This is a genomic window from Mangrovibacter phragmitis (genome assembly GCF_040429585.1).
GTDB classification, from domain to species: Bacteria; Pseudomonadota; Gammaproteobacteria; order Enterobacterales; family Enterobacteriaceae; genus Mangrovibacter; species Mangrovibacter phragmitis.
The window spans coordinates 3,414,281-3,430,211 of the sequence record NZ_CP134782.1 but is presented as its reverse complement, the minus strand read 5'-3'; the positions used below and the strand labels follow the sequence as shown (position 1 = coordinate 3,430,211).

At 50.3% G+C, this 15,931-nt stretch carries 10 protein-coding genes; 8 read left to right on the top strand and 2 right to left on the bottom strand.

Annotated features, from left to right (window positions below; all coding sequences use genetic code 11):
• Window positions 1-555 precede the first annotated feature (555 nt).
• Window positions 556-1,179: a hemagglutinin gene (locus tag MPHASIOC01_RS16510; protein ID WP_353612939.1), complete on the top strand. Its 624-nt coding sequence runs from the start codon at window positions 556-558 to the stop codon at window positions 1,177-1,179.
• A gap of 237 nt (window positions 1,180-1,416) precedes the next feature.
• On the opposite strand, the gene dld is transcribed toward MPHASIOC01_RS16510, so the two are convergent.
• Both dld and poxB read right to left on the bottom strand, forming a co-directional pair.
• The gene (gene dld / locus MPHASIOC01_RS16505; protein ID WP_082917938.1) at window positions 1,417-3,159 is read right to left on the bottom strand and encodes a D-lactate dehydrogenase; all 1,743 of its coding nucleotides are present in this window, start codon (window positions 3,157-3,159) and stop codon (window positions 1,417-1,419) included.
• Between the two features lie 108 nt (window positions 3,160-3,267).
• Window positions 3,268-4,992 carry a ubiquinone-dependent pyruvate dehydrogenase gene (gene poxB, locus MPHASIOC01_RS16500; protein ID WP_064601179.1) on the bottom strand — a complete coding sequence of 575 codons (1,725 nt, stop codon included), beginning with the start codon at window positions 4,990-4,992 and terminating at the stop codon, window positions 3,268-3,270.
• Window positions 4,993-5,553: 561 nt separating this feature from the next.
• Here poxB and MPHASIOC01_RS16495 point away from each other — a divergent pair.
• From MPHASIOC01_RS16495 to entS, 7 genes are all read left to right on the top strand, one after another.
• Complete coding sequence (locus MPHASIOC01_RS16495) at window positions 5,554-6,945, top strand: NAD-dependent succinate-semialdehyde dehydrogenase (RefSeq protein ID WP_353612938.1); 1,392 nt, start codon at window positions 5,554-5,556, stop codon at window positions 6,943-6,945.
• A gap of 137 nt (window positions 6,946-7,082) precedes the next feature.
• Entirely contained in the window at window positions 7,083-8,210 is a 1,128-nt protein-coding gene (locus MPHASIOC01_RS16490; protein WP_353612937.1) for a cupin domain-containing protein, read from the top strand.
• A gap of 298 nt (window positions 8,211-8,508) precedes the next feature.
• A complete protein-coding gene (locus tag MPHASIOC01_RS16485; RefSeq protein WP_353612936.1) occupies window positions 8,509-8,718 on the top strand; it encodes a DUF1471 domain-containing protein in 210 nt (69 codons plus the stop codon).
• Window positions 8,719-9,021: 303 nt separating this feature from the next.
• Window positions 9,022-10,233, top strand: a complete 1,212-nt coding sequence (gene fes / locus MPHASIOC01_RS16480; protein WP_064601175.1) for an enterochelin esterase — start codon at window positions 9,022-9,024, stop codon at window positions 10,231-10,233.
• Window positions 10,234-10,263: 30 nt separating this feature from the next.
• The gene (locus tag MPHASIOC01_RS16475) at window positions 10,264-10,485 is read left to right on the top strand and encodes an MbtH family NRPS accessory protein (RefSeq protein WP_064601174.1); all 222 of its coding nucleotides are present in this window, start codon (window positions 10,264-10,266) and stop codon (window positions 10,483-10,485) included.
• A complete protein-coding gene (locus MPHASIOC01_RS16470; RefSeq protein ID WP_353612935.1) occupies window positions 10,482-14,375 on the top strand; it encodes an enterobactin synthase subunit F in 3,894 nt (1,297 codons plus the stop codon). Before MPHASIOC01_RS16475 ends, MPHASIOC01_RS16470 begins: the two co-directional genes overlap by 4 nt.
• Window positions 14,372-15,634 (top strand): enterobactin transporter EntS, encoded by a 1,263-nt coding sequence (entS, locus tag MPHASIOC01_RS16465; protein ID WP_353612934.1) that lies wholly within the window; start codon window positions 14,372-14,374, stop codon window positions 15,632-15,634. The genes MPHASIOC01_RS16470 and entS overlap by 4 nt, the downstream gene beginning before the upstream one ends.
• Window positions 15,635-15,931: the final 297 nt, after the last annotated feature.

The following is a 15,931-nucleotide window of genomic DNA, read 5'->3' as shown; positions in this document are numbered from 1 at the left end:
CCTTTAGTTGCACACAAATCATGCCAGGTTTGTGTTTTTCTGGCGTTAAATACTGTTTAAGTTCAGGTAAAACCGTAAATCAGTATCTTTCTTTATCGTTATTCCTGCGATTAGCTGGTGATTAATTTTGGTTAAATCATACAGCCAGACTGTTTTTTCAGCCTGGAAAGAAGGAAATCATAAAAAGTACCTGTGAGTGGGAAGGAACCGGTTATCGCTGTCAGGTTATAAATACGGTCGTAAGGTATTCGTTCATATTGGGTTATTTTTATTGGGTTTGTTGTCCTTTGTTCAATGAAACAGAAGCAGTAACTGGCGGTTTCACCTTGGGGTGATTCGCCTTAAGGCTGTGCAATGCATAACTGCAACGCACATGTGCTAATCCAGTCTTTCAGGCTGTTTCACTTGCGGTTTTGTGCCCGGCTGAATGCAAACAATCTTCCCGTACCCTGGTTCGTGTTGGTTGCCTGCATTGGCAGGCGCAATATACATGCCTGAAAAGACTTGCTTCTGGCACTCCTCCGTTCGTTCATGAACATATGTGGAGATTTGACAATGGTCTCATCACTATCGGGATATGCGAATTATCCTTTGTCGTATATCCCTTCAGTCAGTAGTACCAGTAGTGCCCCGGCAACAACAGATCTGTCTGAAGTGCAAAAGGCCACCTCACACCATTCCGGGAGAGGTGGTATTTACAGTGCGCTGACTAATGCGCTTTCTGAGTCGGGCATTACACTCAGTAGTGCAGACACCACTGCTACAGATACGGATAATACGGATACGTCCAGTACCTCATCAACAGCAGATACTGAGCAGTCTGTCGGGCAGTTTATCCAGGTTTTGATGGCTGCCATGCACAGTATGTCCGCACCAGCAGCACCAGCGACAGATACCGATGCACCACCACCGCCGCAGACTGTGGCGGCAGATTCGTCATCAGAAAACCCGATGCAGACCGACCTGAATGCGCTGATTAGCGAGCTGGCTTCTTCTTCCAGTTCAGCAACCAGTTCATCATCAGGTTCGGAAATCAGTGATCTGCAAAGTGCTTTCAGCTCTATGCTTTCCAGTCTGGGACAAAGTAGCAGCAATGTCACACTCAGTTCTGTTTTGCAGAATTTTGCGTCCACATTGTCGGCGAATCAGGGCAGTAACATGGTTAATGAAGTTGCCTGATATCTGTTTATGAATTAACAGGTTAGTAAAGTTATGCCAGAAAGGCACTTCGGTGCCTTTCTTTTGGCCATATAAAAATATGTTGTCAGACAGAGGCGTTTTGTCGCATTAGTGGGTATGTGTTGAACCTGAGCGACGGAAAAAACTGCAAACACGTTTAAAACATGTCTGGTAACAATTAACAGTAAAATGGGCGCACATCGGCCGATACATAAATTCCTCGTGCGCCTGACAGAGCTATTCCTCTGCATGTTCGTGGTAGTGGCGGTATTTTGAGGTATGCCCAATCCCTGGATTAAAACAGTTGCAAGGATCCAGTGTTTGGTAATGGTTTTTCAAGGCTGCTTTTGCAAAGTATAAGTGCCCGACATTATGCTCTGCAGGGTATTCCGCTCCTCTGTTATCCAGCAGCTTCCACATTTTGTGTTCAAGTTCGAGGCAATCATGGCCTTTACTCACAATATAATCCTGATGGAATACATGGCACAAAAAGTGGCCGTAGTAGAGTTTCAGCAAAATCGGCTTTTCAATCTCCCTGGGCAAGGTTTCACACCATTGCTGAGTATTTCTTGGTAGTGCGATGTCCAGCGCAAGAATGTTTTCGACTGTCCGGGTGTGCACTGCCCGGTATCGATTTGCCGCACCGGCAGCAGCAAACCGATGCAAAAAAGCTTTGGTGCCTTCTTCTTTTGTGCATTCAAAAAAATCACCACTTTTATGGCTAAAATAGCTTGATAAAAAGTTCCTGGCTTCTTCCTTTCCTTCAGCCGACACTTTAAGTAGCAAGTGGTGCTCAAATTTGTCCCGATATTCACGCATTCTTGGGGGCAAATGGTTGGGGAACAGAGTGCTGGCGAACTGCATGATTCTGTCCGTGAAATTAGAAGGGAATATTCTCAGTTTGGTAAAAATATTATCCATTTTGGCTTTGAGGGCGAAAAGCCTGGGTAGGCGTGATGTCCCCAAGTAATGAATCATCAGAAAGGTGTCTTTGCCATATTTTTCAGCGACATTAAAAGCTACTCTGTGTAGATATTCCCCAGAAATAGGTAACTGCTCAAACGTCGACAGAATATAACGACGTATATCCGTTAATTCCTGTGGGTCATTGGTGCCAATATAGAAAACCTGCGGATCTTTCTCTATTGGAAAGGTGTCAAGGCGTACAGCAAACACCATAACTTTTCCGGCCGACCCGGAGGATTCATACAAACGATGCGGATCGGCATTAAATCGGGCTGGCGTATTTTCATCAATTTGGCGCACGTAGCTTTCGTAATCGTGATCGGAACAATTCCCCTGGTTATTTTCAATATCTGCATCACTGAAATCCCCCTGTTCAATACGCTGGAGGACATCTTCTTCTAAACCTGTTAACGAAATACCCAGGTGGTTGACTAAATGTAGTTCACCCTGACTATCGACTTGTGCAAACAGTGACATCTGGGTATATGCCGGACCACGGCGAACCAGTGCGCCACCAGAGTTATTACAAATACCACCAAACACCGAGGCACCAATACAGCTTGAACCAATCACTGAATGGGGTTCCCGTCCCAGTGGACGTAGTATTGTTTCTAATTGATCAAGAGTTGATCCAGGTAAACAGATAACTTGTTTCCCTTGCTGAATAACATGAATGGTTTTCATCCGGGTCATACTGACAATGACTATATCCCTGTCATAATCATCGCCATCCGGCGTTGAACCACCGGTTAATCCGGTATTAGACGCCTGCGACAGAACAATCACACCCGCATTAATGCAGGCTTTCAAAACTTGCCATTGCTCAACGAGTGAACCCGGACGAACTACCGCGAGGGCTTTCCCACAGCCAAAACGAATACCTGTACGGTATTGTTTTGTGTGTTCTTCATCCGTTAACACATATTTGTTACCAACTATTTGGTTTAATTGAGAAATTAAGCTGTCACTGTTTTGCTGCGCATGAAGAGACGCAGCAGAAGGCCATGTAACCATCATGTTACTCCGAAGAGGGTAAAAAGCATCGACGGGAAATTGAACCCGAGTTTTCGTTTGCAGGGGGGAACGGAAAGCCGTGTCAGACACAGCTTTCCGCATCTGGCTTTATCGCCGCCAGTTAGTTTTGCTCAGCTCAATAATTTCATCACCACGGCCATTGAGCAGCGCTTTCATCATATACAGGCTGAAGCCTTTCGCCTGTTCCATTTTAATTTGTGGTGGCATCGCAAGTTCCTGTTTGGCTGTATCCACTTCCAGAACCACCGGGCCTTCATGTGCCAGGGTTTCTTTCAGCGCGCCAGGCAGGTCCTCCGGTTTACCAACATGAATACCTTTTACACCGCAGGCTTCGGCAATGGCGGCAAAGCTCGGGTTTTCTAAGTTCGTGTCATCAGAAAGATAACCACCAGCTTTCATTTCCATGGCGACAAAGCCTAAAGAACGGTTATTGAACACCACAATTTTCACAGGGAGTTTCAATTGATTAAGGGACAACAGATCCCCCATTAACATGGAGAAGCCCCCGTCACCACACAGTGCGACAACCTGGCGTTTTCTGTCGATAGATTGTGCCCCCATGGCCTGTGACAATGCGTTGGCCATGGAGCCGTGGTTAAACGAACCAATTAAACGGCGTTTCCCATTCATTTTCAGATAACGCGCAGCCCATAATGTTGGAGTGCCCACATCACAAGTAAATACCGCATCGTCGGCTGCGGCTTCGCTCACCAGGCGTGCCAGGTACTGTGGGTGAATCAGGCCATAGGCTGTTTTTCCGTTAGCCAGTTCATCCAGACCTTTACGTGCTTCAGTGTAATTTGCCACACACTGCTCCAGGTGCGCAGAGCTGTGATTACTGTTAATCATTGGCAGAAGAGACTGCAATGTGGACTTAATATCCCCTAATACACCGAGGTCGATTTGGGTATGGCGGCCCAAAGACGCCGGGTTATTATCGATTTGCAGTATGCTGGCATTTTCCGGGTAGAACGCGCGGTATGGGAAACTGGTGCCAAGCAGTAAAACTGTATCGGCCTGGCGCATGGCGTGGTAGCCCGATGAAAACCCGATTAAACCCGTCATACCCACATCATAAGGGTTGTCATATTCGATATATTCTTTACCACGCATGGCATGAACAATCGGTGCCTGTAATTTTTCGGCCAGTGCGAGAACTTCCTTATGGGATTCAGCACAACCCGCGCCACACATTAAGGTGATTTTTGCGCTGTTATTGAGTTTTTCGGCCAGTTCAGCGAGATCTGCCTGCTGAGGCTGGTAATAAGCGGGTTTAGGTACATTCCATTTCGGCTCAATTCCTTCAGGAACAGCCTGTAATGCAATATCGCCCGGCAATACTAATACGCTGACATCACGGTGAAGTATGGCCTGGCGCATGGCTGTTTCCAGCAAATAAGGCATTTGTTCCGGGTTGGAAACTAATTCGCAATAAACACTGCATTCTTTAAAGAGTTCTTGCGGATGAGTTTCCTGGAAATAATTGGTGCCAATTTCTGCGGAAGGAATATGTGCGGCAATGGCCAGAACCGGAACACGGTTACGGTGGCAATCAAATAATCCGTTGATTAAATGCAAATTACCCGGCCCACAGGACCCCGCACATACCGATAATTTGCCAGTAACATGAGCTTCAGCACCTGCGGCAAATGCTGCTGTTTCTTCATGACGGGTACCCAACCACTCGATTGTACCTAATTTTCTCAGGCTGTCGCTGATGCCATTTAATGAATCGCCAGTAACACCCCAAATACGTTTAACACCCGCTTTATCAAGCGTTTCAGTAATGAAATTTGCAATACTTTTCGACATACAAAACTCCCTAAAAAGAGAATGGCAATAACACAAAGTAAATAAAATGTTATCAACTTGAGGTTATTATCAACCCTTTTTGGTTTCGTGTTCAAGGTGTGAATGTCATTTGTATTACAAATATTTTATTATATTAATGTTGCTTTATATCTTTTTTTGTAATATGTGAAATTATTTTTTATCCATATAAAACAATATATTACTGTTTTTATCGTGAAGGTTTGTTAGATAACATCGTGCTTTTTCAGGAAAATTGCTGGCTGTGGTTAAAATAAAAATAAATAGTAAATAAGGGAAATAATAAGCAAAGTAAACGAATTTGTTGAATGTTCAATAATTCTGATTAATACCAACAAAACAACTGTCTTTCTCTTGTTATGTTCGCTGGATACTATTTTTTCATTATGTGTGGTACCCCCGGTAACGTGACGTTATCTGTGCCAGACTGATGCAGGATAATTTAACTTTTTAGCCCTGTCAGGCATGCCAGGGTCGGAAACACTTAATGAGATAAAAAAGGGTGCCACGTTATGTGGCTGATTATTGTTAAGGAGAATTTCCATGGCATACGCAACAACGAACCCCTACACAGGGGAAGTTATTAAGACATTTCCTGATGCAACAGACGCAGAAGTCGCAGACGCTATTGCCAGGGCACATAATACTTTCACTACATGGCGTAATGTTTCATTTGCACAACGTGGTGAAATCTTACAAAACGCAGCTAACTTGCTGCGTAAACAGAAAGACGAATTTGCTCGTTTACTGACGCTTGAAATGGGCAAGTTATATAGTGAAGCGCTGGCTGAAGTAGAACTGTCAGCTCAGATTTTTGAATATTATGTTAAAAATGCGGAAAAACTATTAGCACCGGAAAACCTACCAGTAGCTAATCCCCAGGAAGCCACCGCTAAAATTGTTCATGAACCGTTAGGTGTTTTGCTGGCGATTGAACCGTGGAACTTCCCGTACTATCAGATTGCCCGTATCATTGCACCGCAGCTTTCTGCCGGGAATACCATCCTTCTGAAACATGCCTCCAATGTGCCGCAAAGTGCGGCTCGTTTTGAAAAACTCATGCATGATGCTGGTCTGCCGGATGGTGGGTTTATCAACCTGTATGCCGCGCGTCACCATATTGAACAAATCCTGAATGACCCGCGAGTGCAGGGCGTGGCGCTCACCGGTTCAGAAGGCGCCGGGGCAATAGTCGCTGCACAAGCCGCGAAAGCGCTGAAAAAATCCACCCTTGAATTAGGTGGGGCTGATGCCTTTATTGTGCTGGCGGATGCCGACCTGGACAAAACAGTAAAATGGGCCGTATTTGGCCGCCACTGGAATGGCGGGCAGGTTTGTGTTTCTTCCAAACGGATGATTATTGTTGATGACGTCTATGATGCGTTCCTTGAACGCTATACTGCAGGTGTGGCGGCGCTGAAAGCAGGCGATCCTCTCGACCCGGCAACCACACTGGCACCGCTATCCTCGCAACAGGCGGCAGACGAAGTCAAAGAGAAAATCCAGTTAGCGGTTTCCCACGGTGCGCAGGCACTGGAAGTTGGGCCGAAAGTACCCACCCAGGGCGCGTTTGTTCAGCCCACGATTCTCACTGGTGTGGCACCCGATAACCCGGCTTATTACATGGAATTCTTTGGCCCGGTATCAATGATCCTGCGTGCCAAAGATGATGAAGATGCTGTACGTATAGCCAATGATTCCCCGTTTGGCCTGGGGGGCTCTATTTTCACTCGTGATACGGCTCGTGGTGCGGAACTGGCAACCAAAGTCTCTACCGGGATGGTTTACATTAACCACCCAACACGCGTGAAAGCAGACCTGCCATTTGGTGGTGTACGCCGCTCCGGCTATGGTCGTGAATTAACCGGGCTGGGTATTAAAGAGTTTGTTAACCACAAACTGATTTCTGTTGTAGATATTGACGCAGAATTCTAAACCAGCGACAGGAAGCCTTTAAGTTCGGGCTTCCTGTCATTCCCATCCTTTCGCTCGCAGGTTTGACCCACAACAAAGAGCTCCGCAACCCCACCTCTTTATAATCAGCCCCCATTTCCCTTGCGCGGTACACATAAATGGCTTACCAACTCAATATCAACTGGCCGGAGTTTCTGGAAACTTACTGGCAGAAAAAACCGGTTATCTTAAAAAATGCTTTGCCAGATTTTATCGATCCTATTACGCCAGATGAGCTGGCTGGCCTTGCAATGGAAGCTGAAGTCGACAGCCGTATTGTGAGCCAGCAGAATGGGGAATGGCAGGCCTGGAACGGGCCGTTTGAACAATTTGACCATCTGGGCGAAACGGGCTGGTCTTTACTGGCACAGGCGGTAAACCACTGGCATGCGCCTTCGGCTGAACTGGTTCGCCCTTTTCGGGTATTACCAGACTGGCGGCTTGATGATTTGATGATCTCGTTCTCGGTACCGGGTGGTGGTGTTGGCCCGCATATCGATCAGTATGATGTATTTATCATTCAGGGCATGGGCAGCCGCCGCTGGCGGGTAGGAGATAAACTACCAATGAAGCAGTTCTGCCCACATCCGGCGTTACTGCATGTTGATCCGTTTGAACCAATCATTGATGAAGATCTGGCGCCTGGCGATATTCTTTATATCCCGCCCGGATTCCCCCATGACGGCTTTACCCACGAAACAGCATTAAATTACTCTGTTGGTTTTCGTGGACCTAATGGACGCGATCTGATCAGCAGTTTTGCGGATTATGCGCTGGAAAACGATCTGGGTGGTGAGCATTACAGTGATCCGGATCTGACATGCCGCGAACACCCTGGGAGGGTAGAGAATTATGAACTGGATCGGGTGCGCAATATGATGCTTGATCTGATCAACCAGCCCGAAGACTTTGTGCAATGGTTTGGCCGCTTTGCCACTACGCCACGCCATGAACTGGACATTGCGCCGCCAGAACCCGCTTATCAGGCTGATGAAGTGGTTAATGCGCTGCGTTCAGGTGAAGCCCTGACCCGGCTCAGTGGGCTGAGAGTTCTGCATATTGGTGAACATTTCTTTGTTCACAGTGAAGCGCTGAACACCAGCGATGACAATGCCGCAGATGTGCTGTGCCGCTATACCACTATTGGTGAACAGGAACTGGGTAACGGGCTGAATAACCCGGCGTTTGTCGCTGAACTGACTGCTCTGGTAAACCAGGGATACTGGTTCTTTGGCGAAGAAGAATAACCTTCATCAACCAGTGAGCAGGGCATTTGTCCTGCTCACCAGGTAATAATCCTGGTGGCACCTTCCGTTTATTCTGGTTAACATCATTTAATCCACTGATTTTAAATCGTATTCCTTCATCATCTCTTTTTTCAAGACCCGATTATTTTTATTAATATGTGCGAGTTGTAATTATAAGCGCACTTTTAGTTATTATAGATATAATTTCATTAGTTACCATATGTGCATTGACCTTAAGGCATCGTTCAACCAAATCACTTGTGTTGATTAACGAATTAATAAATGAAGGAATATGACTATGAAAAATATTAAAACCATCGCTGCTGCCGCTGCTCTTACTCTGGTTTCATTTGCAAGCTTTGCACAATCTGTCAGTGTGACCGCGGATACGCTGGATAGCGCTGAAGCAAAAATTGCTGCAAAAGCACAGCAGGAAGGAGCGTCCTACCATATTACTGAAGCAAATACGAACAACAAAGTTCATATGACTGCAGAGCTGACCAAATAATCACGCAGCGCTGGCTGTGGAACCAGAAAAACCGCATATAAGGTTTTTCTGGTTTGAACTCCACTGGTTATTCCCCACGAAACATCGCCTGTACTCTCTCCCTTTGGGGAAAATTATCTTCCAGAACAGATATTCCTGAAGAAGTAACGCTGATTAAAAACAGGGTTTTGTTACTTTTCTTCTGCCATCCCAAAGCCATTCATGAGAATTATAATAACATTGAAAATGAAAATTATTATCAATACTATAATGCGCAATTCCTGTTACAGTTAAAAACCATTTTAACGATGAGGTTATTGGGCAATGGAACTGGCTTTTGGGAGCCATGCGTGGTGGCAACATAAACAAAGCCCGGAGTGGGTGGCTGAAGGCACAGATAAGTGCCGGGTAACGTTCTGGTGGCGTGACCCGAATGGAGATGAATCAACTTCACCCGTTCGCCGGGTATGGCTCTATATTACCGGGGTCACAGACCACCATCAGCAAGCGGTTCCCCAGTCTCTGCAACGTACTCAGGGTACCGATGCCTGGTCATGGACCACCTCATTAAGTTCGCACTGGCGTGGCAGCTATTGCCTTATTCCCTCGCTCGCTGAAAACGACTTCAGTGAAGCTGTCATGCAGGGCGACATGAGCGATAAAATGGCGCTGCGAGAAAGCTGGCGCCGGTTGTTACCCCAGGCGATTGCTGACCCACTAAACCCGCTAAGCTGGCGAGGGGGGCGTGGTCACCCGGTTTCAGGTCTGGAACTGCCGGATGCGCCAGAACAACCAGGGTGGAAGAACACGCAAGTGGCTTACACAGCACCACAGTGTATTAACTGGTACAGCGAACATTTGCACAATACCCGCCGGGTTTGGGTTTACACCACTGGTGAGGTTTTTGATCCTGCCGAACGGCCACTGGCAATACTGCTGGACGGGGAGTTTTGGGCGCAGAGCATGCCAGTCTGGCCGGTACTGCAATCACTGACTCTGGCCGGGCAATTGCCCGCGGCCGTTTATGTACTGGTCGATGCTATCGATACTGCTCATCGCAGCCGGGAATTACCCTGTAACCCGGATTTTTGGCTGGCGGTGAAAAACGACTTATTACCCCGTATTGCGCAGCTTGCCCCCTTTAATCCTGACGCACAACATACCGTGGTTGCCGGGCAAAGCTTCGGTGGCCTGGCCTCGTTATATGCCGCATTACACTGGCCTGAGCATTTTGGCTGTGCGCTCAGCTTGTCTGGTTCCTACTGGTGGCCCAACCGGGGGGAAACCGTGGATGGCGAGCTTATCCATCAGGTGCAAAGTGGCCAGCTCCCGACGGGCAGTCCTCGTATCATTCTTGAAGCGGGCTTACGTGAGCCCCTTATCTTTCGGGCCAGTCAGGCCATGTATACACAACTACAACACGCACAGTACAACGTTTTGTGGCGTCAGTTTGACGGCGGACATGACGCGTTTTGCTGGCGCGGTGGGTTAACCAGCGGATTAACCACGCTCTGGGCACCACTGTTGGGCCAGTAAAGCGTATTTTTCATGACAGAGGAGCCAGGTATGGAGTTCAGCAACCCCTTCGATAACCCGCAAGGGTTGTTTTTCATTTTGTGTAATGCGCAGCAGCAGTATTGTTTGTGGCCGCAGCAGTGCGCGCTGCCTATTGGATGGCAGGTTGCCTGTAACGCACAGCCCCAGGCTGATTGTAATACCTGGCTGAATGCTCAGTGGCAGTCTCTTCATCCCCGTCATCAGGTGAGTTGTGAGGGGGAAAGTGCATGAATTTACCTTTAGTGGCGGCACAACCTGGCATCTGGATGGCGGAAAAGCTCTCTTCTTCACCGCAAAGTGAATGGAGTGTGGCGCATTATGTTGAGCTCGATGGGGAACTGGATGCTGCATTGTTGTCCCGTGCAATTGAATGCGGCCTGGCACAGGCAGATACCCTTCATCTGCGTTTTCATGAAACAGACGGTGAAATCTGGCAATCAGTGGATGAGTCCCTGGCCTTGCCTGCTCCCGGGCTGACTGATTTGCGCCATGAAGCCGCGCCTCATAACGCGGCAATGGCGTTAATGCAGCAGGATTTAAACCAGAATCTGCGGGTGGACAGCGGTAATCCGCTGGTTTACCACCATATCTATCGTGTGGGTGACAACCGCTGGTACTGGTATCAGCGTTATCACCACTTGCTGGTGGATGGCTTCAGTTTTGTTGCCATCACTCAGCACATTACTGCCATTTACCGTGCATTGTTGCGCGGCATGCCACTTCCAGCTTCACCATTCACACCCTTTGCCGATGTCGTGGAAGAGTATCAGCATTACCAGCACAGTGAGGCCCGACGACGGGATAGCGCGTTTTGGGCGCAGGAAGCACAACAGCTACCGCCTGCGGTCTCACTATCTGAGGTGCCATTACAGGACAATGCATCTGGCCATGAGATTATAAAACTGGTTCAGCAGGCTGATGCTCAGGTATTTAACCAACTCATGCAGGCTGTACCTGGGTGCCGTGGAGAAGACATCGTTCTGGCTCTGGTGGCGCTGTGGCTGGGGCGGTTATCCGGGCGGCGCGATTATACCGCCGGGTTTATTTTTATGCGGCGTATGGGCTCGGCCGCATTGAGTTCAACCGGGCCGGTGCTGAATGTGTTGCCACTGGCTGTCACGATTGACCCTAACCAAACGCTGGCTGAGCTGGCGCAGTCACTGGCGGGTAAGTTAAAGAAAATGCGCCGCCACCAGCGCTACGACACCGAACAGATCCTGCGGGATACCGGGCGTGTAGTCAGCCACGAACCACTGTATGGCCCGGTATTTAACGTAAAAGTGTTTGATTACCAGGTTGATATGGATGGCCTGCGTGGCAAAACACATATCCTGGCCACCGGCCCGGTCAAAGATTTGGAACTGGTGTTGTTACCGGGTGAAGCGGGTGGTGCGTTCGGCATTGAATTACTGGCTAATGCTCACCGCTACCAGGCGGACAGCCTCTCCCGGCATATGCAACGCCTGCCATTGTTGCTCAGGCAGTTTGCTGCAAACCCGGGTTTGCGCTGTGGCGACAGTCAGTTACTGCTCGACGAAGAACAGGCTCAACTGGCACGCATTAACCAGACTGAGACACCGCTTCCGCGCACTACATTAAGTGAGTTGCTTGCGCGCCAGGCAAACCAGACACCCGATGCGCCAGCACTGGTTGATGCCGAAATCAGCCTGAGTTACCGGGAAATGCGTGAACAGGTGGTTGCCCTGGCGCATCAGTTACGCCAGCAGGGTGTCCGCCCCGGAGATTGTGTTGCCGTCGCTTTGCCGCGTTCCGTCTTTTTGACACTGGCGCTGCATGCCATTGTGGAAGCCGGAGCCGCCTGGCTCCCTCTGGATACCGGTTACCCGGACGACCGCCTGCATATGATGCTGGAAGATGCCCGCCCTGCGGTACTGATTACCACGCCCCAACAGCAAGAGCGTTTCCGGCATAGTGGTGTGCCCGCGTTTATTGGTTATGACGGGCTTCTGCCCACGCAAGGGGCAACACCGCTGGCGCTCTCCCGCCCGGAACATACGGCGTACATTATTTTTACCTCTGGCTCTACTGGCAGGCCGAAAGGCGTTATGGTGGGGCAGTCGGCAATTGTTAACCGCTTGCTGTGGATGCAGGAGCATTATGCCCTGACGGCGAATGACGTTGTTGCGCAGAAAACACCCTGCAGTTTTGATGTCTCGGTGTGGGAGTTCTTCTGGCCGTTTATCGCCGGGGCAAAACTGGTTATGGCTGAGCCAGATGCTCACCGTGACCCGGAAATGATGCTGCAGTTTTTCCGTCATTATGGGGTGACAACCACCCACTTTGTGCCTTCCATGCTGGCGGCTTTTGTTGCCATGCTTTCCACCAAAGAACGTGACCAGGATTGTGAGTCATTACGCCAGGTCTTTTGCAGTGGAGAGGCGCTTCCCACGGGGTTATGCCGTGAGTGGGAACAACTGACCGGTGTGGCGCTCCATAACCTGTACGGGCCAACCGAAGCCGCTGTGGATGTCTCCTGGTACCCGGCTTATGGCGAGACTCTGGCCGCCGTGACCACCCCCAGTGTGCCAATTGGTTTCCCTGTGTGGAATACCGGGTTGCGAGTCCTGGATGACATGATGCAGCCAGTGCCCGTTGGCGTTGCCGGAGACCTGTACATTACAGGTGTTCAGCTGGCTCAGGGGTATATGCATCGACCTGATTTAACTGCCAGCCGGTTTATTGCCGACCCGTTTGTCGCTGGTGAACGGATGTACCGAACGGGAGATGTGGCACGCTGGCTAAGCAATGGTGCTGTCGAATACCTGGGCCGCAGCGACTTCCAGTTGAAAATCCGTGGCCAGCGTATTGAGCTGGGTGAAATAGACGCGGTATTACAGAGCCTGCCGGGTGTTGCCCAGGCGGTGTCCCATGCCTGTGTTTTCAACCATGCCGCAGATGTGGGGGGCGATGCCCGCCAGTTAGTGGGGTACCTGGTAGCGGAAGAGGGCTGCGTGCCAGATGAAGCCGTGTTACTGGAACAGGTACGCCAGCAACTGCCACCGCACCTGGTGCCGGTTGTCCTGATTACGCTTGATACATTGCCATTGAGCGCTAACGGTAAACTGGATCGTAAAGCACTACCGCTCCCACAACTGCGCCAGCCATCTCCGGGGCGAGCGCCTTTGCCCGGCACTGAAAGCCTGATTGCTGGCGCATTTGCGCAATTGTTGGGGTGTGAAATCAACGATGCCAGCGCCGATTTCTTTGCCCTTGGCGGGCACTCCCTGCTGGCGATGCGCCTTGCAGCCAAACTGAGCCACCAACTGGGGCTGCGGGTACGGCCCGGGCAAATCATGGCAGCCTCCACAGTTGAAAAACTCAGCGAAGCGCTTGGGCAGGGCAACTCAGGCTCATCTCAGCCAGCCGGTTTTGAGCCGTTACTGACCTTGCGGGAAGGCAATGGACCTGCGCTGTTTTGCTTCCATCCCGCTTCTGGTTTTGCCTGGCAGTTCAGCGTGTTATCCCGCTACCTGGCACCATGCTGGTCTGTGGTTGGCGTGCAGGCGGCAGGCCCGGCAGGGCCAATGCAGTCGGCGGCAACGCTTGAAGCATTGTGTGAGCACCATCTTGCCATACTGACTGCGCATCAGCCCCACGGGCCTTATTATCTGCTTGGTTATTCATTAGGGGGAACCCTCGCTCATGCTCTGGCATCCAGGCTGGAAGCACAGGGCGAAACCGTAGCTTTCCTTGGGTTGCTCGACACCTGGCCACCAGAAACACAAAACTGGTCAGGTAAAGACCACCAGCAGCCTGACCCGGAAGTGCTTGAGAAAATCGCCCATGAACGTGAAGCCTTTATCGCGGCACAGCAGGGGCAAAATGCGGCGGATGAATTGTTCAGCGCTATTGAGGCCAACTATGCCGATGCCGTACGTTTACTGGCAACGGCGCGAAGCCAGCGCTTTAACGGGCATGCCACCTTGTTTGTGGCAGACCAGACACTCGCCAGCGGGCTTGAGCCGCACAGCGCCTGGGCACCCTGGAGCGGGTCATTGTCGGTATATCACCAGCCATGTACTCATGCCGGGATTATTACGCCGGATGCCTTTGCCACTATTGGCCCGCAAATCAGTCAATTGTTGGGAGCACCTTTATGAACAGGCCGCCTTCACGCTGGCTTAATCTCAGCCTGCTGAAAACACACCCGGCATTCCGCGCTGTGTTCTTTGCCCGGTTTATTTCCATCCTCTCGCTAGGGTTATTAGGGGTGGCGGTGCCGGTACAAATCCAGACTCTTACCCAGTCAACCTGGATGGTAGGCCTGGCGGTGACACTGACTGGCGGAGCGATGTTTATTGGCCTGATGACGGGCGGCGTGCTGGCCGACCGCTACGAGCGTAAGCAGTTGATTCTGTTTGCGCGAGCCACCTGTGGTGTCGGGTTTATTGGGCTGTGCATCAATGCGTTATTGCCAGCGCCATCACTGGTGGTGATTTATTTGCTGGGTATCTGGGATGGTTTCTTTGCTTCACTGGGCGTTACGGCCTTACTGGCGGCAACACCGGCGCTGGTGGGCCGCGAAAATCTGATGCAGGCCGGGGCGATAACCATGCTGACGGTGCGCCTTGGGTCAGTGATTTCCCCCATGCTGGGTGGGTTGTTACTGGCGAGTGGCGGTGTGGAATGGAACTATGGCCTGGCGGCACTGGGGACATTTATCACACTGTTGCCTTTGCTGTTCCTGCCCCATTTACCTCCTCCGCCTCAGCCGCGAGAAAATCCACTGAAATCACTGCTCGGTGCCGGGCATTACCTGGTGAAAAACCCGTTAATTGGCGGCATTGCATTGTCAGGTGGGTTGGTGACCATGGCGAGTGCCGTGAGGGTGCTGTACCCGTCGCTGGCCGAAGTCTGGCAGATATCTGACTCCCATATTGGTCTGTTGTATGCGGCTATACCACTTGGCGCTGCGGTGGGGGCGCTAACCAGTGGTAACCTGGCGCATCACCCTCGCCCCGGTTTATTGATGCTCCTGACTACGCTGGGGGCGTTTATTGCTATTGCTCTGTTCGGGCTTATGCCAGCCTGGTTGCCTGGTGTCGTGTGCCTGGTGGGATTTGGCTGGCTCAGCGCCATTAGTGCGCTACTCCAGTACACCTTGCTACAAACCCAGACACCGGAACACATGCTGGGCCGGATAAATGGTTTATGGACGGCGCAAAACGTCACTGGCGATGCCATTGGCGCGGCGGTGCTGGGTGGGTTGGGGGCGGTTGTTTCGCCAGCACACTCGGCCAGTGTCAGCGGTGTTGTACTGTGCATTATTGGGGTAATCCTGTTACTCAGCCTGGGGCAACTGCGCCGCTTTCACCAGGAGGCGGTCTCTTCTGCCTCCGGTACGCCCGGGCAGGCATAAGTTTTATGTAAGGAATGTCTGAAAATGGGGGGCCACTGGTCGCCCTCTGGCAGTTTGCCGGATATGGCCTGGTGGTGAATGGGGCGATTTTACGGGAAACGCTCAGGTCGAAAATAGCACCAGCCCACTGCTCATACGGTTTGTGTGGTTGACATCCCATTTGGTTGCTTTTAGGGTAGCAGGCATAAAATACGTAAATGATAATTGTTATTAAAATACTTATCATTTCGTTAATGGCCCGAAGATAATTCTGGTACAACGCAAAATCACAGCGGCCAGAACTATTGAGGATAAGTG

What these genes read in the sequence shown, in the direction of transcription:
- poxB (WP_064601179.1), bottom strand. Translation starts at nt 4,992, where the DNA reads ATGTCGAAAAGTATTGCAAATTTCATTACTGAAACGCTTGATAAAGCG.
- MPHASIOC01_RS16470 (WP_353612935.1), top strand. Translation starts at nt 10,482, where the DNA reads ATGAATTTACCTTTAGTGGCGGCACAACCTGGCATCTGGATGGCGGAA.
- MPHASIOC01_RS16490 (WP_353612937.1), top strand. Translation starts at nt 7,083, where the DNA reads ATGGCTTACCAACTCAATATCAACTGGCCGGAGTTTCTGGAAACTTAC.
- MPHASIOC01_RS16510 (WP_353612939.1), top strand. Translation starts at nt 556, where the DNA reads ATGGTCTCATCACTATCGGGATATGCGAATTATCCTTTGTCGTATATC.
- dld (WP_082917938.1), bottom strand. Translation starts at nt 3,159, where the DNA reads ATGGTTACATGGCCTTCTGCTGCGTCTCTTCATGCGCAGCAAAACAGT.
- MPHASIOC01_RS16475 (WP_064601174.1), top strand. Translation starts at nt 10,264, where the DNA reads ATGGAGTTCAGCAACCCCTTCGATAACCCGCAAGGGTTGTTTTTCATT.
- entS (WP_353612934.1), top strand. Translation starts at nt 14,372, where the DNA reads ATGAACAGGCCGCCTTCACGCTGGCTTAATCTCAGCCTGCTGAAAACA.
- MPHASIOC01_RS16485 (WP_353612936.1), top strand. Translation starts at nt 8,509, where the DNA reads ATGAAAAATATTAAAACCATCGCTGCTGCCGCTGCTCTTACTCTGGTT.
- MPHASIOC01_RS16495 (WP_353612938.1), top strand. Translation starts at nt 5,554, where the DNA reads ATGGCATACGCAACAACGAACCCCTACACAGGGGAAGTTATTAAGACA.
- fes (WP_064601175.1), top strand. Translation starts at nt 9,022, where the DNA reads ATGGAACTGGCTTTTGGGAGCCATGCGTGGTGGCAACATAAACAAAGC.